General features: G+C 65.2%; 20 protein-coding genes. 9 read left to right on the forward strand and 11 right to left on the reverse strand.

The window, feature by feature from the left end; all coding sequences use genetic code 11:
* Window positions 1–7 precede the first annotated feature (7 nt).
* From Q7I88_RS16225 to Q7I88_RS16245, 5 genes are all read left to right on the forward strand, one after another.
* Entirely contained in the window at window positions 8–1,306 is a 1,299-nt protein-coding gene (locus Q7I88_RS16225) for an APC family permease (protein WP_439648395.1), read from the forward strand.
* A 61-nt stretch (window positions 1,307–1,367) separates the two neighbouring features.
* Window positions 1,368–1,751, forward strand: a complete 384-nt coding sequence (locus Q7I88_RS16230) for a potassium channel family protein (protein WP_305096947.1) — start codon at window positions 1,368–1,370, stop codon at window positions 1,749–1,751.
* Window positions 1,752–1,754: 3 nt separating this feature from the next.
* Entirely contained in the window at window positions 1,755–2,312 is a 558-nt protein-coding gene (locus Q7I88_RS16235; RefSeq protein WP_305096948.1) for a DUF305 domain-containing protein, read from the forward strand.
* Window positions 2,309–2,827 carry a DUF6692 family protein gene (locus tag Q7I88_RS16240; protein WP_305096949.1) on the forward strand — a complete coding sequence of 173 codons (519 nt, stop codon included), beginning with the start codon at window positions 2,309–2,311 and terminating at the stop codon, window positions 2,825–2,827. The genes Q7I88_RS16235 and Q7I88_RS16240 overlap by 4 nt, the downstream gene beginning before the upstream one ends.
* A complete protein-coding gene (locus Q7I88_RS16245) occupies window positions 2,824–3,216 on the forward strand; it encodes a DUF302 domain-containing protein (RefSeq protein WP_305096950.1) in 393 nt (130 codons plus the stop codon). The genes Q7I88_RS16240 and Q7I88_RS16245 overlap by 4 nt, the downstream gene beginning before the upstream one ends.
* 29 nt (window positions 3,217–3,245) lie before the next feature.
* On the opposite strand, the gene Q7I88_RS16250 is transcribed toward Q7I88_RS16245, so the two are convergent.
* The 10 genes from Q7I88_RS16250 to Q7I88_RS16295 form a co-directional block, all read right to left on the reverse strand.
* Window positions 3,246–4,775 carry a thymidine phosphorylase family protein gene (locus Q7I88_RS16250; protein WP_439648350.1) on the reverse strand — a complete coding sequence of 510 codons (1,530 nt, stop codon included), beginning with the start codon at window positions 4,773–4,775 and terminating at the stop codon, window positions 3,246–3,248.
* Window positions 4,772–6,130 carry an MBL fold metallo-hydrolase RNA specificity domain-containing protein gene (locus Q7I88_RS16255; RefSeq protein ID WP_305096952.1) on the reverse strand — a complete coding sequence of 453 codons (1,359 nt, stop codon included), beginning with the start codon at window positions 6,128–6,130 and terminating at the stop codon, window positions 4,772–4,774. The genes Q7I88_RS16250 and Q7I88_RS16255 overlap by 4 nt, the downstream gene beginning before the upstream one ends.
* A 54-nt stretch (window positions 6,131–6,184) precedes the next feature.
* Entirely contained in the window at window positions 6,185–7,183 is a 999-nt protein-coding gene (locus tag Q7I88_RS16260; protein WP_305096953.1) for a ribose-phosphate pyrophosphokinase, read from the reverse strand.
* Window positions 7,184–7,408: 225 nt separating this feature from the next.
* Window positions 7,409–7,801, reverse strand: coding sequence for a copper-binding protein (locus tag Q7I88_RS16265; RefSeq protein ID WP_305096954.1), 393 nt, complete (start codon window positions 7,799–7,801; stop codon window positions 7,409–7,411).
* On the reverse strand, window positions 7,780–10,947 hold the full coding sequence (locus Q7I88_RS16270; protein ID WP_305096955.1) for an efflux RND transporter permease subunit: 3,168 nt from the start codon (window positions 10,945–10,947) through the stop codon (window positions 7,780–7,782). The genes Q7I88_RS16265 and Q7I88_RS16270 overlap by 22 nt, the downstream gene beginning before the upstream one ends.
* Window positions 10,944–12,473 carry an efflux RND transporter periplasmic adaptor subunit gene (locus Q7I88_RS16275; protein WP_305096956.1) on the reverse strand — a complete coding sequence of 510 codons (1,530 nt, stop codon included), beginning with the start codon at window positions 12,471–12,473 and terminating at the stop codon, window positions 10,944–10,946. Before Q7I88_RS16275 ends, Q7I88_RS16270 begins: the two co-directional genes overlap by 4 nt.
* Window positions 12,473–13,705 carry a TolC family protein gene (locus tag Q7I88_RS16280; RefSeq protein ID WP_305096957.1) on the reverse strand — a complete coding sequence of 411 codons (1,233 nt, stop codon included), beginning with the start codon at window positions 13,703–13,705 and terminating at the stop codon, window positions 12,473–12,475. The genes Q7I88_RS16275 and Q7I88_RS16280 overlap by 1 nt, the downstream gene beginning before the upstream one ends.
* Before the next feature lie 137 nt (window positions 13,706–13,842).
* On the reverse strand, window positions 13,843–14,220 hold the full coding sequence (locus tag Q7I88_RS16285) for a hypothetical protein (RefSeq protein WP_305096958.1): 378 nt from the start codon (window positions 14,218–14,220) through the stop codon (window positions 13,843–13,845).
* 168 nt (window positions 14,221–14,388) lie between these two features.
* On the reverse strand, window positions 14,389–16,371 hold the full coding sequence (locus Q7I88_RS16290) for a cytochrome c/FTR1 family iron permease (RefSeq protein ID WP_305096959.1): 1,983 nt from the start codon (window positions 16,369–16,371) through the stop codon (window positions 14,389–14,391).
* Window positions 16,372–16,410: 39 nt separating this feature from the next.
* Window positions 16,411–17,073 (reverse strand): cation efflux transmembrane domain-containing protein, encoded by a 663-nt coding sequence (locus Q7I88_RS16295; protein ID WP_305096960.1) that lies wholly within the window; start codon window positions 17,071–17,073, stop codon window positions 16,411–16,413.
* An 82-nt stretch (window positions 17,074–17,155) separates the two neighbouring features.
* On the opposite strand from Q7I88_RS16295, the gene Q7I88_RS16300 reads away from it, so the two are divergent.
* On the forward strand, window positions 17,156–17,551 hold the full coding sequence (locus tag Q7I88_RS16300; RefSeq protein WP_305096961.1) for a MerR family transcriptional regulator: 396 nt from the start codon (window positions 17,156–17,158) through the stop codon (window positions 17,549–17,551).
* Here Q7I88_RS16300 and Q7I88_RS16305 read toward each other — a convergent pair.
* Window positions 17,548–17,679, reverse strand: a complete 132-nt coding sequence (locus Q7I88_RS16305) for a hypothetical protein (protein ID WP_305096962.1) — start codon at window positions 17,677–17,679, stop codon at window positions 17,548–17,550. The genes Q7I88_RS16300 and Q7I88_RS16305 overlap by 4 nt on opposite strands.
* Before the next feature lie 712 nt (window positions 17,680–18,391).
* On the opposite strand from Q7I88_RS16305, the gene Q7I88_RS16310 reads away from it, so the two are divergent.
* From Q7I88_RS16310 to Q7I88_RS16320, 3 genes are read left to right on the forward strand one after another with little or no spacing between them, the layout of a single operon-like run.
* Window positions 18,392–19,642 (forward strand): TolC family protein, encoded by a 1,251-nt coding sequence (locus Q7I88_RS16310; RefSeq protein WP_305096963.1) that lies wholly within the window; start codon window positions 18,392–18,394, stop codon window positions 19,640–19,642.
* 11 nt (window positions 19,643–19,653) lie between these two features.
* Window positions 19,654–20,826: an efflux RND transporter periplasmic adaptor subunit gene (locus tag Q7I88_RS16315; protein ID WP_305096964.1), complete on the forward strand. Its 1,173-nt coding sequence runs from the start codon at window positions 19,654–19,656 to the stop codon at window positions 20,824–20,826.
* Window positions 20,827–20,851: 25 nt separating this feature from the next.
* Complete coding sequence (locus Q7I88_RS16320; RefSeq protein ID WP_305096965.1) at window positions 20,852–24,091, forward strand: efflux RND transporter permease subunit; 3,240 nt, start codon at window positions 20,852–20,854, stop codon at window positions 24,089–24,091.
* Window positions 24,092–24,103 lie beyond the last annotated feature (12 nt).

Here is a 24,103-nt window from a genome sequence, read left to right on the forward strand (position 1 = left end):
GGGAAGCATCTCGCTGAGCGGCGCCGTCGCCATGGGCACCGGGGTGATGATTGGTGCGGGCATTTTCGCGCTCACGGGACAGATCGCGCAGCTGGCGGGACCATTGTTTCCGCTATCGTTTGTCGCAGGCGCGGTGGTTACCGCGCTTGCCGCCTACAGCTACATCAAGATGTCGAACGCCTGGCCATCTTCCGGCGGCATCGCGATGATCCTGCAGAAGGCTTATGGGCCCGGAACGATTGCGGCTTCGGCGTCGCTCCTGATGGCGCTGTCGATGGTGATCAACGAAAGCCTCGTCGCGCGCACCTTTGCCACTTATGCGCTTCGGCCCTTCGGCCTCGAAACGAACGGCATTATGCTCGCGGCCCTCGCGCTGGCGCTGATCGTGTTTGCCTATCTTGTGAACGCCGCCGGAAACCGGTCGGTCAGCGCGCTGTCCATCGTGATGTCGGCGATTAAGATCGGCGGCATCGCGATTTTCGCCGTCGCGGCGATCTGGGCAAGCGGCCTTGGCGGCGGAGCATTTGCCGAGCCCGTCACCGGTCTCGATGGAAGCGGTTTCGATGGTGCCGGCTTCATCGCCTCGATCGCTTTCTCCATCCTCGCCTTCAAGGGTTTCACCACGATCACCAACAGCGGCGGCGAGATCGTCGACCCGCACCGCAATGTCGGACGCACGATCATGATCGCGATCGGCATTTGCGTGGTAACCTACCTACTGGTTGCCGTTGCCGTAGGATCCAGCCTCGACATTGGCGAGATCGTGGCTGCGCGCGACTATTCGCTCGCTGCGGCGGCAAGACCAGCGCTCGGGCAGATCGGCTTCTGGTTCACCATCGTCATCGCGGTCACCGCCACGGCGTCGGGCGTCGTGGCCAGCGTGTTCGCCGTTTCGCGCATGCTGACCATGCTGACCGAGATGAAGATGATCCCGCACAGCCATTTCGGGATGAAGGGGACCTTGCGTAGCCACCTGCTCGTCTACACGGTGGTCGTGGCCGGCACGCTCGCGGTGCTGTTCGACCTGACCCGGATCGCCGCGCTCGGGGCGTTCTTCTACCTCGTGATGGACATGCTGGTTCATTGGGGTGTGTTGAGACATCTGCGCCGGGAAATCGGCGCGCGTGCCGAAATCCTCCTCGCGGCGATCGCGGCCGACGCGGTCGTGCTTGCCGCCTTCACCTGGATCAAGCTTCGCAGCGACCCGGCGATCGTCGCCTACGCCGTGCTCGGTATCGTCCTCGTCTTTACTGGCGAACACTGGTTCCTGAACCGAAAGGAACCGGTCACCAGACACCCGGGTTAGTTCAGGGACTGCCCCCGCAGGAGGATGGAATATCTCGCTCGCAATAATCATCGGTATCGTCTTGTTTCTTGCAGCCCTCTGGCTGCACCTTGGCATGCTGCGGCTGGCGCGGACGGCGGTGAGGCCGGCTAGAGGCAGTCCCTTTCATCTCAGTCTCGCCTATCTCGTGGTTTTGGCCAGTCACCTGCTGATAACGGGTCTTTTTGCGCTTGGATTTGCCGGGTCCGCTCAGCTCGGTCTCGGCGGCTTCGAAAAGGAGGCGGTCGTGAGCGCGATGGACCTGTTCTATTTCTCGCTGATCAACATCACCACCCTGGGGCTCGGGGATATCTACCCCACAGGCCATCTGCGGGCGCTCGCCGGCATCGAATCCCTGACCGGGTTCCTGCTGATCAGCTGCACCGCGCAGTTCGTATTCTCGACAATGAAGAAACAGGAGGAATGATCCATGGCGGATAGCCAGCAACACCATTCAGGCAGCGGCGGCAATTACTGGCGCTTCATGGCGATGATCGGGACTTCGACCGCAGTCATGTTCGCGCTGATGTACCTCAACACCTACAGCATCGATCACGTCTTCTGGAGCGAGACCCGCTTCTGGATGGCTTTCGTCATGGGTGCGATGATGATGGTCGTAATGCTGCTCTTCATGTGGAGCATGTACAAGAACAAGACCAAGAACAGGATCATCCTGGGGGTGGCGGCCGTGGTCTTCGCGCTAGGTCTGTGGCTGGTCCGCAGCCAGAACACGGTGAACGACAGCGAGTACATGCAGGCGATGATTCCGCACCACTCGATCGCGATCATGACGAGCGAGCGGGCGCACCTGCGCGACCCGCGGGTTCGCGCGCTCGCCAAGGGCATCATCGTCGCCCAGCGGCGTGAGATCGCCGAGATGAAGTACCTGATTTCCGACATCGACCGGAACGGGGTTCGTACAGAGGAGCGCATGCCGCGAGACCTTCGCCCCGCTCAAACCGCCCAGGCAACGGAGAAAGCCCAATGACCCGCACGCTTGCAGCTATCACGCTTACCGCCGCCCTGCTGCTCGGAGCGTGCAATCGCAACACCGCAACCGGTAACGACCGTGAAGCCCAGGTCGACCCTGCAGAAACCGCCGCTCCGCAAACCAGTGCCGGCGAGGCCCTGTCGGGCATAACTGCCGGGGCGGTCCAGCCCGAAACGATGAGCGGTGCCGACATTGCTAGTCTCGGCGGACTCGCCGGCAACTGCGTCATTCGCCTGACCGGCGTCGCCTTCCCGTCCTTCTTCGAGGACCGCGCGGGCAATCAGGGGTTCGTCAAACTGAACGGCAAGCTGGTACGCGTGAGCGGGGTCGGCGACGGTCGGTTTGCCGACGGCGGACTGACGGTCCTGGTCCACCCGGTCGAGGACGGTGGCAGCAACAACGGCCTGCCCGCGGCGGAAATGATCATAGCGCTGCCGGGCGCGAAGGACGAACTCGGTTTTCGCGGCTATCGCGATTGCGGCAGGGGTGCCCGAACGGAGACAGAACAATGAGCTACTACTACTCCAAGGTCATCGATGGACCGCTCGAAAGCGCCCTTGGCCGCGTCCGCTCGGCGCTCGGCGCCGAAGGGTTCGGCATCATTAACGAGATCGACATGGCGAAAACTCTGAAGGAGAAAATCGGCGTCGATTTCCGGCCCTATCGCATCCTCGGGGCATGCAATCCCACGCTTGCGTACGAGGCACTCCAACTCGAAGACAAGGTCGGCACCATGCTGCCCTGCAACGTCATCGTGCAGCAGATGCCGTCGGGCGAGATCGAGGTCGCGGCGATCGATCCGGTGGCGTCGATGAGTGCGATCAAGAACGATGGCCTGAAGAAAGCTGCAGAACGCGTCGGACAAAAATTGTGTGCGGCGATCGACAATTTATCCGGGTAACCGAAACCGGACTGGCCGAAAGACGGCGGTCAGGACGCCAGTTCAATCTCGATGATGTCCGGACTCCGTCTGGCGTATTCCAGGCCATAGGCCAGTTCGCCGGAGGATTCCGCGTGAATGTCGAGCAGCGGCTGGCCCTGGCCGATCTCCTGGCCGAGACAGGCGTGGAGATAAATCCCCGCGGCCTTGGCTTCGGGCGCGCCCGCCAAACGGGCCAGCCTGGCGAGCTTGCGATTGTTGATATGAACGATGCGCCCGGCATGCGGGGCGATCAGCGGATGAAAATGGGATGCCTGGGGCGGCGTTCGCATCCCGCCCTGTGCTTCGCAGATGGCCCGGAACTTCGCCCAGGCTCGCCCGTCGGCAAGAGTTGCCAGCGCCGCCGCCGCTCCTTCTCCCGGGGCTATCTTCCCGCCAATCTCCAGCGCAGCGCCGGCCAGTGTTGCCGCACGTGTGCGCAGATCGTCCGGCGCTTTGCGCATATTCCGGAGAACCGCGAGCACATCGTGCGCTTCTAGTGCCGGACCTATGCCGCGACCGACCGGCTGCGATCCGTCGGTCAGGATACAAGTGGCCGAGAGCCCGAAATGGTCTGCAACCGAACTGATCCGCTCTGCAAGGCGCCGGGCCGAAGCATCGCTGCGGACCTTGGCGGTAGGCCCGACCGGAATGTCGATGACGACGTGCGTCGATCCGGCCGCAATCTTCTTCGACAGGACCGAGGCAATCAGCTGCCCCTCGGTATCAACATCGAGTTCGCGCTCTATGCGGACGAAGATATCATCAGCCGGACTCAGATGCATCGCGCCGCCCCAGGCGATGCAGCCACCCTCAGTCTCAACCACGCGGCGCATTGTCGCTATGTCGAGATCAACCGGGGCGAGGGTCTCCATCGTATCTGCGGTACCGGCCGGCGACGTGATGGCTCGTGACGAAGTTTTCGGGATCACGAGCCCGTGGGCCGCAACGATCGCCACAACGATCGGGGTGGTGCGGTTGCCGGGCAGCCCGCCGACACAGTGCTTGTCGATGACAATCTGGGAATCCCAGTGCAACCGTTCGCCGACATCGACCATGGCTCCGGTCAGATCGATTGTTTCCTGCTCGTCGAGAGGAAACGCGGCGCTGGCCGTCAGGAAGGCCGCCAGATGAACATCTGTATATCGGCGCGCGGCGACATCCCTGACGATTGCCCCCACGGCAAGCGCATCGAGCCGATTGCCGTAGATCCGGCGCCGTACACTGGCGAGCGATTCGAGCGCCGGGGCATGCGTAACGGTGACCGGATCGCCTTCCTCGACGCCCAGGATCTTCCACGCGGTTTCCGTGAGGGCAATCTGATCAATGGCTAGCAAATCGTCCCCCTCGACCTGGAGCAAAGTCGCCTGCACCTCCCGGCCACTGGCCGAAATCAGGACCTGCGATCGAGCCGACAGGCCTTCCGAGCGGCAGACATGGCAATCGCTCCGCATAATAACCACCGCCTGGTGCTGAGTGTGCAGAGGGAAGCGGGTCGCGCGGAGCGTGGGGGCTGGGGAAGCTGGAGGACCCTGGCTCACAGGTCGAACGCCTGATCCTGTCTGGGGACGGTGGCCTTCCACTCCAGCTCCCTGCCAATGCGGACCCGCAGCGCTTCCGAAGATTCAGGTTCGCCATGGACGATGAAGGCGCGGGCAGGCGCGTGGCGGAAACCGGATAGCCAGCGCATCAGCTCGTCGGAGTCCGCATGCGCCGATAGTGACGGAAGGTCGGCGACCTCGGCTCTAACCGGTATCCATTCCCCGTGAATCTTGATCTCGCGAGCCCCCTGCATCATGTCACGTCCGCGGGTTCCGGCAGCCTGAAAGCCCGAGAACAGGATGGTGTTCTTGCGGTCGGGTGCGAAAGCCTTGAGATGATGAAGAACGCGCCCACCCGTGGCCATGCCGCTCGCAGAGATCACCACTTTGGGATAGGTGCTCGCGGTGATCGCCTTGGATGCCTCGACGTCCCTGGTGTAGGTGGCGATGGCGCAGACTGCATCGCAAACCTCCGGCGTTAGCCGGTGATCCGCGCGATGTGCGTGGAGCAGGTCCGTCGCGCTGATCGACATCGGACTGTCGAGATATATCGGAACGGATCCCAGGCGGCCGGCCTTCTTCAACTGCCAGAGGTGATAGAGCAGCGACTGGGCCCGGCCCACGGCGAACGCCGGAATGATCACGGTCCCGCCGCGCTGAACCGTGCGGTCGATGACGGAGCCGAGCATCTCGATCGGATCGCCCTTTTCATGGGTGCGATTGCCGTACGTCGATTCAACAACGACATAGTCAGCCTCGGTGACAGGGGCCGGATCGAGCATTACCGGATCGTCATACCGCCCCAGATCCCCGGAAAACACGATCCGCGTGCCGCCCCATTCAATGTCGGCGGTGGCGGCACCCAGGATGTGACCCGCGTACCTGAATTTCAGGGTCGCCCCGCCGGGCAGTTTCACGGGCTCGTCGAAGCGTACAGACGAGAAGCGTTCGAGAGCACGTTCGGCATCGTGAACCCCGTAGAGTGGCAGGGCCGGTTTATGCTTCGAGAACCCCTTGCGGTTTGCGTACTCGGCATCTTTTTCCTGGAGAAAGCCGCTGTCCCTCAGGATCAGCTTCGCAACGTCGTGCGTCGCGTCCGTTGCGAAGATCTTGCCTTGGAAGCCATCCCTTACAAGCTTGGGCAGATAGCCCGAGTGATCGAGATGGGCATGAGTGAGGACCACGGCATCGATGCTCGAAGGGGCAATCGGCAATGGCTCCCAGTTCATCTCGCGCAGGTTCTTGAGACCCTGGAACAGGCCGCAGTCTACGAGGATTCGCTTCCCAACGTGTTCGAGGAGATGTTTCGAGCCGGTGACCGTGCCGGCACCGCCGAGGGACGTGAATTTAAGCATGACTGCCTCCTGGCGGGATTCATATGACCGGTGCCGAACAATGAAATGTGCCGCTCATTCGACGCCGCTGGTCCAGGGCGGAGAGTCGCTCGCGGGAAACGAATCCATTCCTGCCTGTTCCACCTCGTCGTATGGTTCGGGCGGTCGGCGGTGGCGAATTATCTTCTCGGCGGATTCGTCGGCGGACGCAATGCTCGCAGCGATCAGCGGCGCGAGCCGGATTGCGTTGCTTTCGTGGGGGACGGAATCGCTGGAAACTATTCTTTGACTGAGCCCCCTCAGCCGCTCGTAGGAATCCTCCGCGAACAGGCCGTGGACTACTACGCACACTGGCCGCCCGAAGCCCTGGAGTGGCAGTTTGCTGGCTGCATCGATGAGCGTCTGGCCGGAGGAAGTAATATCGTCGACCAGCACCGGGTTGCGGCCCTTCCACTCCGACAGATCGGGAACTTCGACCTCGACGTCGCGGTCACCGTGCCGGATCTTGCGCAGGACGGCATAGGGAGCGCCGATGCGTCCGGCGATGGCCGAGACCCACTGCTCGCTTTCCTCGTCCGGGCCAAGGATCATCGGCTCCTCGACCTCTGCCGCGATCCACTCCGCCAGCAGGGGCGCAGCGTGAAGTGTATCGTTAGGAATCGAGTAGAGCGCCGACAATGCAGGATATCGGTGAAGGTGCGGATCGACCGTTACCAGCCGATCGAAGGTCGACGAGACGAGCCGTGCAAAGGTTTTCGAGGTCACCGCCTCGCCCGGGCTGAAACGCTGGTCCTGCCGCATGTAGGAGAGGTAGGGGGCGATGAGCGACACTTCTGTTGCGCCGAGCGCACGCGCAGCGTCGGCAGCGAATGCAAGACGCAGGAACCCATCGTCGGGCCTTGCAAGCGTGCAGACGAGGTCCACCGGCCGGTCCGCCACGTTCGAAAGATTGCGCACATAGCTCTCCCCATCTGGGAACCGGCGGGTTTCGAGCCGCCCAAGCTCCCATCCTCCGGCCTCTGCGAGGCGGCGGGCAAAATCTTCGTTGCCTGGCAAGGGGATTATCAGACGCATATGAATTCTGGTTCCCAGTTTATTTGAACGTCCGACTCATTGTATTGCCTCACCTTGCAAGAGAAAGGCGGGCACTTCGTTTTCCAGTTTCCTGGGCGCTGCCCCCGGAACGCTCTGCGACGTGGTCGCCACCTTCATAATGCCCGTCTCGCTGCGAGGCCAACACCTTGCGCCGACGCTACGTCGAAGCGAGCAGGCGGGAATGCTGGCCCTGACGCCGCCCGATCACTTCTTGCTGATCGACGTAATCCGGCTGCCGGCGTCACTCATGCCGAAGTCGAAGGTCACCTCGTCGCCCACGGCAATGCCTTGCCGCGAGGCCGCGTCCGCCTCGAACGACATCGTCATCGCCGGCCAGTCCACCGCCGGGACCGGGCCGTGCTCGATTGTGATCGTGCCGGCCTCGTTGTCGATGGCCGTGACGGTGCCTTCCGCGCTGGCCATGCGCATCTCCGCGCCGGAACTCATCATCGACGCGTCCTCCGACATCGGCCTATTGTCGGCCGGCATACTCCCCGCCATCGGCATGGCTTCGGTGTCCGTGGCTTCCTCCCCGCCGTCGCAGGCGGACAGGGCCAGAGGCAGGGTCAGCATAGTCATGAGGGCTGAAGCACGCATTCTTCTTCTCCTTCTGTAGAACTGGACCGTATGGTCCGGGGACGCCGCATCAGCAGGAAGGCGGCGGGAAGCACGAACATCGACAGCAGCGGCGCGGTGATCATGCCGCCGATCATCGGCGCGGCGATCCGGCTCATCACCTCCGATCCCGCGCCGGTGCCGATCAGGATCGGGAACAGGCCGGCAAGAATGACTCCAACCGTCATCGCCTTGGGCCGCACCCGCAGCAGCGCGCCTTCGCGGATCGCCTCGTCGACCTGCTCGGCCGAGGGGTTGGCCGGCCGCTCCTGCAGTGCGCCCTTCAGGTAGATCAGCATGACCACGCCGAACTCGGCGGATACGCCCGCCAGCGCGATGAACCCCACCGCAGTCGCGACCGACTGGTTGTAGCCGAGCAGGTAGAGTAGCCAGAAGCCGCCGGTCAGCGCGAACGGCAGCGTCCCCATGATCAGCAGCGCTTCGTCGAAGCGGCGGAAGATCAGGTAGAGCAGCAGGAAGATGATCGCGAGCGTCGCGGGTACGACGATCTTCATCCGCTCGGCCGCGCGGGTCAGATACTCGAACTGACCGGCGTAGGCGACGCTCACGCCCGCGGGCAGATCGACCTCTGCACCGATCCTGTCCTGCAGATCGCTCACTACCGAGGTGAGGTCGCGCCCGCGCACGTCGACATAGACATAGCTGGTCGGCCGTCCCTGCTCGCTCTTGAGCATCGGCGGTCCGCTGCTGACGCCGATCCGGGCCACGCTGCCCAGGGTGATCTGCTGACCCGACGGTGTCAGGACCGGCAAGGCCCTGATTTCATCGACGCTGTCGCGGATCTCGCGCGGATAGCGCACGTTGACCGGATAGCGCGCCAGACCTTCGACCGTGCGCGCGACATTGGCCCCGCCGATCGCGCCCGACACGATCGTCTGGACATCGGCGATACTGAGGCCGTAGCGGGCCGCCGCGAGGCGATCGATCTCGACATCCACATAGCGCCCGCCGGACAATCGCTCGGCGAGTGCCGAACTCACGCCCGGCACCTGCTTGGCGACCTGTTCGATCTCCTGCGCCACCCGGTCGATCTCCTTGAGGTTTTCACCTGAGACCTTGACCCCGATCGGGCTCTTGATCCCGGTTGCCAGCATGTCGATGCGATTGCGGATCGGCGGCACCCAGATATTGGCGAGGCCCGGCACCCGCACCGTCCGGTCGAGCTCGTCGATCAGCTTGTCGGGGGTCATGCCCTCGCGCCACTGCGCGCGCGGCTTGAAGCGGATGGTCGTCTCGAACATCGTCAGCGGGGCCGGATCGGTGGCGGTGTCGGCGCGGCCCGCCTTGCCGAACACGGTGTCGACTTCGGGCACCGACTTGATCAGCCGGTCGGTCCGCTGGAGCAGCGCGGACGCCTGTCCCGGCGACAGGCCCGGCAGCGCGGTCGGCATGTAGAGCAGGTCGCCTTCATCGAGCGGCGGGAGAAACTCTCCGCCCAGCCGGCTCAGCGGAATCGCCGCGGTCAGGAACACCAGTCCTGCCATGATCAGCGTGACCTTGGGCCTGCGCATGACCCAGTCCAGGCCCGGCCGATAGGCGCGGGTCAGTCCGCGGTTGATGGGATTGCGCTCCTCAGGCGGAATCTTGCCGCGGATCATCCAGCCCATGAGCACGGGCACGAGCGTGATCGACAGGATCGCGGCACCCGCCATCGCGTAGGTCTTGGTGAAGGCGAGCGGTGCGAACAGCCGCCCTTCCTGCGCCTGGAGCGTGAACACCGGAATGAAGGACAAAGTGATGATCAGCAGGCTGTAGAACAGCGCCGGCCCGACTTCCTTTGCGGCATCGCCAATGACGCGCCAGCGTTCATCGCCCGCAAGTACGCCATCGGGGTTTGCATGCGTCCAGCGTTCCAGGTGCTTGTGCGCGTTCTCGATCATCACGATCGCCGCATCGACCATCGCGCCGATCGCGATGGCGATGCCGCCCAGCGACATGATGTTGGCGTTCACCCCCTGGAAGCGCATCACGATGAATGCGGCGAGCACGCCCAGCGGCAAGGTCACGATGGCGACCAGAGCCGAGCGCACATGCCACAGGAACAGGGCGCAGATCAGACCGACGACGATGAACTCCTCCGCCAGCTTGTGCGTCAGGTTCTCGACCGAAGCATCGATGAGCTTCGACCGGTCGTAAGTGGTGACGATGTCGACGCCCTCGGGCAGGCTCTTCTTGAGCACCTCGAGCCTGGCTTCGACCGCGGCGATCGCCGAGCGTGCGTCGGCGCCCTGCCGGAGAATGACCACGCCGCCCGCGACCTCGCCCTGGCCGTTGAGCTCGGCTATCCCGCGCCGCAGCTCGGGCCCGATCTGGATTGTGGCGACATCGCCGAGCGTGACCGGAATCCCGCCTCCCGCGACCCGCAACGGGATGGCGCGGAAGTCGGCGAGATTGCTCAGGTACCCCGACGAGCGCACCATGTACTCGGCCTCGCCCATCTCGATCACCGACCCGCCGGCTTCCTGGTTGGCGGCGCGGATCGCCTTGACCACGTCGGCGTGGGTCACTCCCAGCGACGCCATCCGGTAGGGTTCGAGCACGACCTGGTACTGCTTGACCATGCCGCCAATGCTGGCGACCTCGGCGATGCCGGGAATGGTCTTGAGCTCGTAGCGCAGGAACCAGTCCTGGAGACTGCGCAGGCCCGCAAGATCGTTGCCGCCGGTGCGGTCGACCAGCGCGTATTCGTAGATCCAGCCGACACCCGTGGCGTCGGGGCCGAGCGCGCTCGTCACGCCTTCGGGCAGCCGACCCTGTACCTGATTGAGATATTCGAGCACGCGCGAGCGCGCCCAGTATAGGTCGGTTCCGTCCTCGAAGATCACGTAGACGTAGCTGTCGCCGAAGAACGAATAGCCGCGCACCGTCTTGGCGCCGGGGACCGACAGCATCGTCGTGGCGAGCGGATAGGTGACCTGGTCCTCGACCAGTCGGGGCGCCTGCCCGGGATAGTTCGAGCGAATGACGACCTGGACGTCGGACAGGTCCGGCAGCGCATCGACAGGCGTGGTTCGCACCGCCCAGAAGCCGGCGAGAGCAATCGCGACCGAGGCCAGAACGATGAACAGCCGGTTGGCGATCGAGCCTTCGATGATGCGGGCGATCATCGGCTGTTCGTCTTCGTGATGGCAGTAATGCGTGGGCTCTTGTCCTCTTGCACGAACCGGAAGCTGACGGTGTCGCCGGGCTTGAGGCCGCGCAGCTGCGTCGGTCCCCGGGCCGCAAACGTCATCGTCATCGCCGGCCAACCGAGCGCTTCCACCGGACCATGGCGCAAGGTTACGCTACGCGCGGTAATCGCCTGGATAGTGCCGCGCGCGCTGTAGCTTGTAGGACCGTTCGCGCGCTCCTGCTCTGCGTCCTTTGCCGGCGACGGAGACGGTGCCTCGTCGATTCCGCGGACGTCCAGCCCCGCCAGACTCGCTTCGGAATCGAGCAGGAACTGGCCCGAGGTGATCACCTTTTCACCCGGCGCGAGGCCGGCGAGCACTTCGATCCTGCCGTTCGCCTCGCGTCCGATGCGCACTTCGGCGGGGCGATAGCCCCCGCGCTGCTGCGCCAGCATCACCAGTGTGCGCTCTCCAGTGCGGATGACCGCTTCGGACGGGATCAGCACCGCCTCGCGCCGCGCGGGCGAGAGCGACACTTGCGCGAACATGCCCGGTCGCAGCCGCAGGTCGGGATTGCGCAGCTCGGCGCGGACGGTGAGGGTGCGGCTCTGCGCCTGCGCACTGGGCAGGATGGCGGTGATCCGGCCGGCGAATTTCTCGCCCGGGAAAGCCGTCAGTGTCGCGCTCAGCGGCTGCCCCACCCGTACATCCCCGGCGAGAATCTCCGGAACCGCCGCTTCCAGCCAGATTGGGTTGAGGCCGGTGATCTCGGCGAGGGTCTGGCCGACGGAGACGCTCATGCCCGGCCGAACGCCCAGCATGGTGACAGCGCCCGACGAGGGCGCGGTGATCGTGATGGTCGAACGCGGACTGCCGCTACGCGCGACCGAGTTAATCACGCCGTCGGGCATGCCGAGGAGCCGCATCCGCTCGCGCGCCGCGCGGGTCAGCGCTGCGTCACCGGTTGCGGCAACTGCGAGGTACTCGCGCTGCGCGCCGCCCCACTCGGGGATCAGCAGATCGACCAGCGGCGTTCCCTGGCGGATGATATCGTCGGGGGCGATGCCGTAGGTGCGCTGCACGAAACCGCTCGCCCGTGGCTGCACGGTCGATACCTCACGCGCGTTGTACGCGAGCGTGCCGGTCACATTCGTCTCGGGCTCGAGCACTCCGAACTCGGCCTGCGCGGTGCGCACGCCGAAGTTCTGCACCAGCGTGGGATCGATGCTGACCCCGCCCGCGCTCGCCGCGTCCCCGCCGGTGCATTTCGCCACCAGCTGCATGTCCATGAAGGGCGATTTGCCCGGCTTGTCGAAGTGCTGGTCGGGCTTCATCGGGTCATACCAGTACGCCACCTGCTCGCAGCCGGATTCGGCTGCGGCCTTGCCGTCGCCGGGATTGCCGCCCGGCTCCTGGCCGAGCGTGGCAAGGCCGTAACCGGCGCCAAGGCTCACGAGCGCGATCCCGGCGGCAAGCGTGTAGGACTTCTGACGCAGTGTCAGGCGTTGCCAGGCGGCCTTCATTACATGTGCTCCCGGTAGGTGAGTCGCAGTTTGGCGGCGGCTGCAACGGTCGCCTCCTCGCGCTCGAGGATTTCAAGTTCGAGCAGCGCCAGCGCGGTCTTGGCCGAAACGACATCGATCAGTTCGGCGCGGCCGGCGGCGAAGCTGGCGGTTTCGAGGTCCGCCCGATCGCGGGCCAGAGGCAACAGCTCCTCGCGCGCGCGCTGCCATTGCCGGGCCGCGCTGCGCCAGGCCGCGAGGTCGGCGGCGAACTGCGCTTCGAGCGCGCGCAGCATGTCGGCCCGCTCGGCGCGAGCCGCCGCCGCCTGCGCTTCGGCCGCGGCTATGCGCGGCTCCTGCCGCCGACCGGCGAAGATCGGCAAGGTCACCGAACCCATGACCGAGACCACGCTTCCGAAATCGGGGTTGCGCCGGCCAAGGCTCACGTTGACGCCGAAGTCAGGCCGCTTGTCCGCACGGGCAAGGTCGATCGCGGCTCTCGCGCGACCTTCGGCCGCATCGGCCAGGATGATCTCTGGGTTTCGCGAAAGCGTCGCCCGCAGCGTCCCGGGATCGATGTCGGCCGATGGGACTGGCCCTTCGGCGACGGGTTCGGTCCCCGCGATGTACCGCCTCAGGCGGGCCTGCGCCGCTTCCCGGTCGGCTTCGATCCGGGTCCGCGCATCGTCGATGTCGAGCAATGCGCGGCGTATTTCCAGACTCTGCGCGGGACGCGCCGAGCCGGCCGCCACGGCGCTGCGTGCAACGGGGACCAGCTTTTCCAAATCGTCCTGGGCCTTGGTGGCGAGCGCCAGTCGCTGCTGGGCATATGCGAGCGAGATCCAGGCTTCGCCGGTTTCGATCCGAACCATGTGTTCGGTGTGGGCCAATCGGGCATCGGCCACGCGGATGTCCGAGTCCGCGACTCCCGTCCTGGCGTGGCGCTTGGCGAGATTGGGGAAGTCCTGCTCCACCCCGACCTGGACCTGCGTCGGAAGCTGCCGGTCGAGATCGAACGCAGCCGGTCCGGTGACCGGCAAGTTGACGATGCCGGCGCGCAACCGCGGGTCGGGCAGTTCGCCGGCCGCTTCCGCGGTCCTCTCCAGGGCCTCGATCTCGAGCTCGCGCGCCTGCAGCACGGGCTGCTGCGTTTGCGCTGCCCGCAATGCCTCATCGTAGCCGACCGACTGCGCCTGGGCAGCCTGCGCGGCAAACGCGGCTGCCACGGGCAGCCAGCAAATGCGCCAAAACATGAGATAAACCTCACTCGTTCAGAGCGGACCGGGAAGACGATTGGCGTCAGCAGCGTCGGCCGCAAGGACCGGTCAGACGCAGTCGTCCGCCCAGCTCGCGATCCGGCGCATCGCGCATCGCGCGGCGCCGTTCGAAACTAGACGGTGAGGTAGGTTTGGGGAGGGGGCGACTCCGGACGCGCGGGCTCGCTTTCGAGCCGCACTGCGCTCGCAAGTCCGTAGATCCGGGCGGCTGGAAGCGGGGTCGCCTGGGCCGCTCCGGTATCGGGCAGCGCAAGCGGTGGCAGGCAGTTCATGGCGATCAGACACTCGAGCGTCATGTCGGGGCAAGAGCCCTTGTGATCGGAGGAGTCCGCCATGCCCTTCATACGGTGCCCGGACATCGCCTGCTCAGCGTGAGCGCAATCGCCCATCGTCGCCATTTCGGCCTGGGGCACCGCCGCGGCATTGGCCGCGACCTGGACGAACAGTCCGAAGCCGAAACAAACCAGAGCCAGGGCGCGCAGGAACTTCACCCCGGCGCGATAGACCGGGCATCCGGCAAGAGCAAGGCGAACACGATCCGGTTTGCGGCAGGTCGGCGCCGATCGGGACGTTTTCGTTCGATCCGGGGGCGGGTCATGCAGCGCGAGAGCGGCGGCTGAATCGCGCCGTAGGTCCGAATCGGCCAGGAAAGCAGCGCATCAGTCTGCGGCCACGCGGCGACGATTGGCCGCAAAGCCGAGGACAAGCGCGAGAAGGACGAGAATCTGAGCCGCGACCGTCTCGAGCGTGGGGAACAGGCCGACGATCGAAAGTCGCGGCACGAACGAGAGGGGTGCGATATCGATCCAGCCTGCCTCCTGCAATGCGGCGACACCCTTGCCCGCGAGCACCACTGTCAACGCGGCCATCAGCCAGGAGCTGTAGCGGAAGAAACTGGCGATCGGCAGTTGCCGGCTGTACCGCAGCATCGCCCACGCGAGGCCGGCGAGCACGAGCACGGCGGCGACCGTTCCAGCAAGCATTGCCCCTCCGTTGCCCTGCGACCACAAGGCGGCAAAGAACAGGATCGTCTCGAACACCTCGCGGTATACGACGACGAAGGCGAGGCCGAACAGCAACCAGCCCGACTGGCCGCCGAGGGCCTTGGCGAGCTTTTCCTGAATATACTTCTGCCACTGGCCGGCCTGCGCCTTGCCGTGCATCCAGATGCCCACCGACAGCAGCACGACCGCGGCAAACAGGGAGCCGAACCCTTCGGTCAGCTCGCGGCTCGCGCCGCTGATGCCGATCGCATAGGTGGCTACCAGCCAGGTCGCTCCTCCGGCAACGAGAGCGCTCGTCCAGCCGCCGTGGACGTAGCGCAACACGTCCTTGCGGTCGGCCTTCTCCAGAAACGCCAGCATCGCCACGACGATGAGCAGCGCTTCGAGGCCTTCGCGCAACAGGACGGCAAAGGCGCCGGCGAACGTGGTGACGGCGCTCGACGCGCCGGGCGCGAGGGCGCGCTCGGCGTCATCGAGGAGCGTATCGATTGCTCCCGCCTGCGTCGCCAGGGCATCGGGCGCTATTCCGTCGCCGATCGCTGCCCGGAAGGCGCCCATGCGCGTCTCGATATTCGCCATCAGTCCGGCGTCCTTGGCGCTGAGCAGCGGCTCGATGGGTTCGAAGCCGTCGAGATAGGCCGACAGGGCGAGCGCCTTGGCCCGTTTCCTGTCTCCGGAGCGGTAGGCGTCGACGCTTTCGCCGAGCCTGGCGCGGGTTGTGGCGATGGCTTTGCCGGCATCGCCCGAAGCCCGCGCCGTCAGGGCTTCGGAATGGGCGCGGAGATAGGCCATGACGGCATCGGCCCGCGCCTGTCCGATCTGCTCGCCCAGCGCTTCGGGGGTGGTCGTGACCAGAGCCTTGAGATCGGGAATTCTCGCGCGAATGTCCGCGCTGCTCTGCCACAACGTTTCGCCGCGGCGCACATCGGCCTGCGAAAAGGCGAACTCCCCGGCGCGGAAGGCGAGCGCCCAGCGATCCTCGGCAGGGAGGTCGCCAAAGCTCTGCATCGCGGTGCCGTCGATCCCTTGCGAGATGACCTGCTCCAGTGCCGCGAGGCTGCGCTTGCGCGCGCGGGCAGTGTCGGTGAACGCAACCGGCGGTGTTTCGAGCCCGGCAGCACCTGGCCCCTTGCCGTTCCCGCTCGCGCCATGGCAGGCGGCGCAGTTATCGGCGAAGAGAGCCGCACCGCGCGCTATGTCCGGCGCCGTCGTAGGCGCGACCGGGACGGGATAGGCCTCGAGCAGCACGCCGGAGATCGTGTGGGAGGTCGAAGCTATCCGCGCCGCCGGAGCTTTCGCGGCGATCTGGTCGCGCAGCGCGCGCGCCTCGCGAACGAGTTCGGCCTTCCGCGGCCGTTCGGGCAGTTGATCGATCTCATCCGCGATCGTGGCCGCGAACTCCTGCATCTCGGCATATTCGCCGTCGCTGGTGATCTTGCCCCCCGACACCGCGCCCTCGTAGTCGACCGCGATGTAATCGAGGAGCTTCCAGGTCGTACCAACCCGTTGTGCTGTCGCCGGTTCGAGCGCCTGGGCTGCCGCAGGCGAGGCCATGAGCCCCGATGCTACGACAATGAGAAGGACTGCCAGAAATCCGCCCAGACGGCGCACCATGCGATTCGATCCGAGATTCGTCATGTGGCGCGCATACACCCTGTAGCCGCTACAGGGTCAAGGCTATTGCGACGCATTCTTAGAATGGACCTCGACCAATGTGCCGGACGAACCTGACGCTTCGGCGAGATCGCGCAGTGCATGCCTCACGATCTGCCACCCGCCCGACAGACCGAGCGCCGCCATGATCGCGGCGACGGTGAGATCGGGCCAGGCCGTGCCGGTCCCGAATACACCCGCGGCAGCGGCAACCACGGCGATGTTGCCGATGGCGTCGTTGCGCGAGCAAATCCAGACCGAACGCCGGTTCGCGTCGCCCGTGCGAAAACGGAACAGCATGATCGCCACCGCGCCATTGGCGATCAACGCTATGACCCCCACGACCCCCATCAGTTCGGCCCGCGGCACGGTTCCGTTCATCAGCGCGATGCCGGTCGAGACCAGCACGAACAGCCCCAGCAGCGCGAGCGTCGCGCCCTTGGCGAGCGCCGCCTTCGCGCGCCATGCAAGGACCGAACCGGCAACGCCGAGGCTGATCGCGTAATTGGCTGCATCGCCCAGGAAATCGAGCGCGTCGGCCCGCAGCGCTTGCGAGCCCGAGATCAGCCCCGCGCCAATTTCTGCCGCGAACATGGCGAGATTGATCGCCAACGCGATCCAGAGCGCCCGGCGCCACTGGGGATCGTCGGCGGGTTCATCGCTCGGTGCGCAATCACATCCTGCCATTGGCGCACCTGTCGGTGTTGGAATCGGTCATGGCGCCACCATATGCACCCTGAAGTCACTATAGGGTCAAGGGGCCGGGTCAATGCGCATCGGAGAACTGGCACGCCGGACAGGCGTTCGTGTGGAAACGATCCGCTGGTATGAGAAAGCGGGGCTACTCGAAGAGCCGGGTCGCAACGCCAGCAACTACCGTGAATACGACAAGGCGTCGCTCGCCAGGCTCACCTTCATCAAGCGAGGGCGTGATCTCGGCTTCTCGCTCGATCAGGTCAGCCAGCTGATGAATCTTACGCGAAGCCCCGGGGAAGATTGTGCCAAGGTCGATGCGATCGCGGTTCAGCACCTCGCCGCGATCGACCGCAAGATTGCGGACCTCACCGCTTTGCGGCGGGAGTTGACAGGGCTTGTGCAATCCTGCGCCGGCGGTTCGATCGGCGATTGCGATATATTGCGGGCCCTTTCGCCAGAGGGCACCTAGGAATAGGCCTCGATAGATTCGTCGGCGATTTGCTCGAAGAGCGTCACGAAGCGGTTGTAGTCCTCACTTTCCAGCGTTCCGCCTACGCAAATGCGGACCAGCCCCCTGTTTTCTTCGATCTGCAGCATGACGGTCCTCTCCTGCCGGTGACAGCCAAAGCTCCTATGGCCTTGTCAGGGCTGTAGTTCCCGATCTGGCGTCTTCTCATCCGATCAAAACAATTGAATACGATCGAGCTTCACGAGATCTATGTGCCGCAGATCGAAGACATCTTGTTGAGCAGACCTCGGCTTGACCCACGCGCCCACCATTCACGGCTCGAACCGGGCGATTTAATGACATTTTCAGAAGGCACCATGACTTGGCTTGTCGCTGGACGGACCGAATGTTAGGGGGCGCGTCGAGCCTATGCTTATCACCCGAGGTCATTTTGCCCTGCGCCCCCTAACCATATTTCTGGCGGTGATGATGTTCGCCTTTGGAACGGTGGCCGACGCCGCAACGTGCGGGTCCGAAGTGGGGCTGGGAGGCGGCCTGGAGGTTGCGTCCGTTGCTTATGAGGCGGAGGCGCACGGGCCCGCGAATCAGGATGGCTCCAAGGTGCCCGCAGAGCAGCATGGGCTGTGCTCGCACGGCCATTGCCACCACGGCTCGAATTGCGAACGCAGCGTCCAGGGTGCCGAAGGCCGGGAGCAAGCTGCTCTACACGTACCTGCGGCCCATCCGGTGCTGTCTTCGGTAAACCGAGATATCCTGAGCCCGCCTCCTCGAGCCTGACCTTCGTCGCGGCGCCGGCACGACCGCTGCCAATTGCGAGGTCAGCAGAGGAATACCAACACAATGCACGCCACTTGGTGGCGAGGCGCCCTGTTCACGGGGTTGAGCCTTGCCTTGTTCGCCGGTCCGGTCGGCGCGCAGGACACCGATGTCCTGTCGCTCAATGAAGCACTCGAACGCAGCGGGGTCTCAGAGACTGCCGCCGAAAACAGCCGCAATCCGCGACTTGTCGGTCCGACCGAGGATGCCGCCGCAGCGCGCGCGCTAATCGATCAGGCGGGGTTGAAGCCAAATCCAGAACTTGCATTCGAGGCCGAGAACCTGGCCGGGAGCGGAGCGTTCTCGGGCCTTTCTGCCACCGAGTACACGCTTTCCGTCGGCCTTCCGCTTGAACTTGGCGGGAAGCGGCGGGCGCGGATTGCGGCCGCACGTGCTGAGCTGGATCTGACCGAGCTGCGCGGCGATCTTTCGCGCGCGGAACTTGGTTATATGGTTCGCCGCCGCTACGTCGCAGCTGTCGGTGCCGCGGCCCGGGTCGAGCTCGCTGCCGACATTCTCGAACGAAACCGCGAGCTTGTCCGCATTGCCGAGGCGCTAGTGGAAGCGGGGCGAGAGCCCCCTCTGCGGGGGCTACGAGCCCGTGCCGCGTACGCCGAAGCAGAAGCGGAGCTGAAGGCGGCGCAGGCGGATGCGCTGGCAGCGCGCTTCGCGCTCGGCGCCCTCTGGTCCGAAGAGGTCGCGCCAGCTGTACCGGCCGAGTTCCCGGCAATCGTGCCTCCGGATTCGCTCGTAGCATCGTATTCCGGCCTCGAGACGGACATCGCCCGTGCCGAACGCGCCGCTGCGGAAGCCGAGATCATGCGGGAACGCTCACTCGGGGTGCCGGACCCGACCGTGTCTGCCGGTGTAAGGCGGTTCGCCGAAAGCAACGACAATGCCTTTGTCGTCGGCGTCTCCATCCCGCTGCCCATTCGCAACCGCAATCAGGGCAATATTCTCGCGGCGCAGGCGCGCGCTCGTGCCGCAGGCGCGCGCGAGGCGGTCGCCCTTGCCGATTACCGTCAGGCCGTGGCCGAAGCGCGGGCCGCGTACCTCTCGGCCGAGGTGAAGGCTTCGACGCTGGCAAGAGAATCCTTGCCGCAGGCCGAAGAGGCGCTTCGCCTGGCTCAGATCGGCTATCGGAATGGAAAGTTTCCGTTGCTCGAGGTGCTCGCTGCGGCGGACGCACGAGACGCGATCCGCCGCTCTCTCATTGACGCCCGCGAAACGCAGGGCTCAGCAGCCGCTCGGCTCATCCGCCTCGCTGCGCAGTGAAGGACATTCTCATGGAACATAACCGATTCATTGATCGTGCGTGGATTGCTCAGCGGAGGCGGCTGTGGGTGGTCGTTGGAGCGCTGGTCGTGCTCGTTGTGCTCATCTTCCTCTTCTGGCCAGCCGCCGAGCAGGAAAAGCCCGAAGCGGCACCAACTGCACCTGCCGTACTTGCCGTCAACCTCACGCCCGAACAGATCAAGGCCGCGAAGATCGGCGTTCAGAGGGTCGAGCGCGGCGCCGCGACCGAGCTGCTTCTGCCGGCCACCGTGGCGGCGAGCCCGACCGCAATTGCGGTCATCGATGCGCGCGCCGCGGGCGTTGTCCGCAGCCTCTCGAAAACTCTGGGCGATTACGTGCGTCGCGGCGAGGCGGTGGCGCGGATCGAAAGCGGTGAGGCAGCCGGTTTGGCTGCCCAGGTCAGTACCGCACGCGCTCGGGTAAACGAACTTCAAGCCGCTTATGAACGCGAGAAGCGCTTGTTCGATCAGAACGTCACCGCACGCCAGGATCTGGAGGCGGCGCAGGCGAACCTTGCGGTCACCCGCTCCGAACTCGAACGCGCGCAGGCCGCGGCCGCAGCCGCCGGTGTCAGTAGCGACGGGCGCTCGATCGCGGTCATCAGCCCGCTCTCAGGTCGGATCACCCAGGCGCCGATCGTCCTCGGTTCGTATGTGGCCGCCGGCGACGAACTCTATCACGTCGTCAATCCGAACGGCCTCCAGATCGAGGTCGCGCTCCCTTCGGCCGATGCTGCGCGTATCCAGCCCGGGGACGAGGCAGCGATCGTGATGCCCGACGGGCGCGAGATCGGCACCCGGGTGCGATCGGTGACCCCGGCGCTCGACCCGGAAAGCCGCAGTGCGACCGCGGTTCTGACGTTGCCCGGCGCGGTCCCGGGGCTCCAGCCGGGTGCCTTCCTGCAGGCGCGTCTCAAGCCGTCGGGCGAAGTGCTCACGGATGCAGTGGCGGTCCCCGAAGCGGCGGTCCAGTCGATCGATGGCGCGAACTACGTGTTCGTTCGCACCAAGGACGGATTCGTCGCGCGGCCGGTGCAGATCGGCAGCCGCTCCGGCGGAATGGTCGCGATCCTGTCCGGGCTCGAGCCCGGCACGGTGATCGCCGCCACCAACGCCTTCCTCCTCAAGGCCGAGCTCGGAAAGGGCTCGGCCGAGGAAGAATGACGGACACCGCCAGGAGACACGCGACATGCTAGCCAGACTGATCGACGTGGCGGTGCGCAACCGCTTCCTCGTCATATTTATCGCCGCCGCCGCGGCCGCTTTCGGGCTGTTCCAGCTCGCCAGGCTGCCGATCGATGCGGTCCCCGACATCACCAACAAGCAGGTGCAGATCAACTCGGTCGCACCCGCGCTTTCGCCGACCAACATGGAGAAGCTCGTTACTTTCCCGGTCGAGACCGCGCTCGCCGGCATCCCCGGGCTCGAAAGCACGCGTTCGATCTCGCGCAACGGCTTCAGCCAGGTCACCGCGATCTTCACCGACGACACGGATATCTATTTCGCCCGCCAGCAGGTGGGCGAACGGCTCGGCCAGTTGGGCGGCGAATTGCCCGACGGGGTCCAGCCGAGCATGGGGCCGGTGTCGACCGGCCTTGGCGAGGTGCTCATGTGGTCGGTTCGCTACGCCGACCCCGATACGCCTGAAGGCAAGCCGCGCGCCGGGCGGGCCGGGCCGCAGCCCGATGGCTCCTACATCACGCCCGAAGGCCAGGTGCTTCGCGGCGAGACCGCCAAGGCGGCCTATCTGCGCACGGTTCAGGACTGGATCGTAGCGCTGCAGATGCGCACGGTTCCCGGCGTGGCTGGCGTCGATTCGATCGGCGGCTACGAGAAGACCTATCTCGTCCAGCCCGACCCTGCGAAGCTCGCGACCTACGGCCTCTCGTTCACCGAACTCGCCGAAGCGCTCGAGCGCAACAATCTCTCGGTCGGTGCCAATTACGTCAATCGCGGCGGCGAGGCGTTCCTTGCCCGCGTCGATGCGCGCATCACCACAATGGACCAGATCTCGAACGCCGTAGTGGCGGTGCGCGGGGACGTTCCAGTGCGCGTGTCGGATGTCGCCACGGTCGGCATCGGAGGCGAGCTGCGCACGGGCGCGGCCTCGCAGAACGGCGAGCCGGCCGTGATCGGCACCACGCTGATGCTGCTGGGCGAAAACAGCCGCACTGTCGCGCGCGATTCGCGCGAGCGGCTCGAGGAGATCGCCAAGACGCTGCCGCCGGGAGTGACGGTCGACGTCGTTCTCGACCGGTCGCAGCTGGTCAACGCGACGATCTCGACGATCGAAAAGAACCTGACCGAAGGCGCGCTGCTGGTCATCGCCTCGCTGTTCCTGCTGCTGGGCAACATCCGGGCGGCGATCATCACCGCTCTCGTCATCCCACTGTCGTTCCTGCTGATGGCGATCGGCATGAACGAGCTCAAGGTGCCGGGGAACCTGATGAGCCTCGGCGCGCTCGATTTCGGGCTGATCGTCGACGGGACGGTGATCATCGTCGAGAATTTCCTCAGACGCATGGCCGAAAGGCAGGAACACCAGGGTCGCCTGCTCGATGTGGGCGAGCGGCTCGAAGAGGTCTCGGCCTCGGTCAAGGAGATGATCCGGCCGTCGCTGTTCGGCCAGGCGATCATCTTCATGGTCTTCGCCCCGCTGCTGACATTCCAGGGCGTTGAGGGCAAGACGTTCTCGCCGATGGCGGTCACCGTGATGCTCGCGCTTCTCGCCGCCTTCGTCCTGTCGCTGACGGTCGTCCCCGCGTTGCTGGCGGTGTTCATTCGCGGCAAGGTCGCCGAGAAGGAAGTCAAGGTGATTGCGCGCGGCAAGGAAGGCTACGCGCGGATGCTCCCGCGGGCGATGGCCCATCCGTGGCGCACGGTCGGTATCGGGGTGGCCGTGTTCGCCTTCGCGGCGGTCGTGTTCCAGTTCGTCGGCCGGGAGTTCATTCCACAGCTCGACGAAAAGAACCTCGCTGTTTCCGCGGTGCGCATTCCGTCGACCTCGCTCGAGCAATCGGCTTCGATGCAGCGCGAGGTGGAAAAGGCAATCTCGGCGCTACCGGAAGTGGAGCTGGTGTTTTCCAAGACCGGGACCGCCGAGGTGGCGTCGGACCCGATGCCGCCCAACAAGTCGGACAGCTTCGTCATCCTCAAACCCCAGGAGGAATGGCCCGACGCCGGAATGTCCAAGGACGAGCTGGTCGAGAAGATCGATGCGCGGGTGAGCAAGCTGGTGGGCAATGCCTACGAGTTCACCCAGCCGATCGAGATGCGCTTCAACGAGCTGATCTCCGGCGTTCGCGGCGACGTCGCGATCAAGCTCTACGGCGACGATCTCGACCAAATGGCCGGGACCGCCGACAAGATCGCCGCCACGCTGCGTTCGATCGAAGGATCGGCCGACGTGCAGGCGGAGCAGACCGGCGGGTTTCCCACGCTCGACTTCGCCTTCGACCGGACGGCGATCTCGGGACTCGGGCTCGAGGTCGAGGAAGTGGCGAACACAGTCGCGGCCGCGCTCGGCGGCCAGGAGGCGGGCGTCGTCTTCGAGGGCGACCGGCGGTTCGACATCGTCGTTCGCATGCCCGATGCCACACGCGACAACATCGACGTGATCGGCGCCTTGCCGGTGATGTTGCCCGAACACGCCGCCGGTGGCGGACGCTCTGTCCCGCTGCGCCAGCTGGTGAACTTCGAGGAGACCGAAGGGCTGAACCAGATCAGCCGCGAGAACGGCAAGCGCCTGGTGATCATCCAGACCAATGTCCGCGACCGCGACGTCGGCAGCTTCGTGGCCGAAGCGCAGCAGAAGATCGCCGCCCAGGTCGATGTTCCCGCGGGCATGTATCTCGAATGGGGCGGTCAGTTCGAAAGCCTCAAGTCGGCAAGCCAGCGTCTCGCGATCGTGATCCCGATCACCGCGGTCCTGATCTTCGTGCTCCTGTTCATGGCGCTCGAAAGCGCGAAGATGGCCGGGGCGATCTTCGCAGCGGTGCCGCTGGCGCTGTCGGGGGGCGTCTTCGCCCTGGCGCTGACGGGACAGCTGTTCTCGATCTCCGCCGCGGTCGGGTTCATCGTCCTGTTCGGCGTCTCGGTGCTCAACGGGCTGGTGATGATGACCAGCATCCAGGCGAGACTGCGCGACGGAATCGAAGTCGACGAGGCGATCACGGGAGGGGCGATGGAGCGTTTCCGATCGGTCCTCATGACGGCGATCGTGCCGTCGCTCGGCTTCGTGCCAATGGCGCTTGCCCATGGGACAGGAGCCGAAGTCCAGAAGCCGTTGGCCATTACCGTGATCGGCGGTCTGATCACCGCCACGATCCTGACGCTGTTCGTGCTGCCGGCGATCTGCAAGCTTGTCCTCGGGCGCCGGACCGAAGCGGAACCTGGCCCGGCCGGGCACGAACCGGCTATCGCCAATTGAGGGAGAAGAACG

It is taken from the genome of Croceibacterium aestuarii, from assembly GCF_030657335.1.
In the GTDB taxonomy this organism is placed as follows: Bacteria; Pseudomonadota; Alphaproteobacteria; order Sphingomonadales; family Sphingomonadaceae; genus Croceibacterium_B; species Croceibacterium_B aestuarii.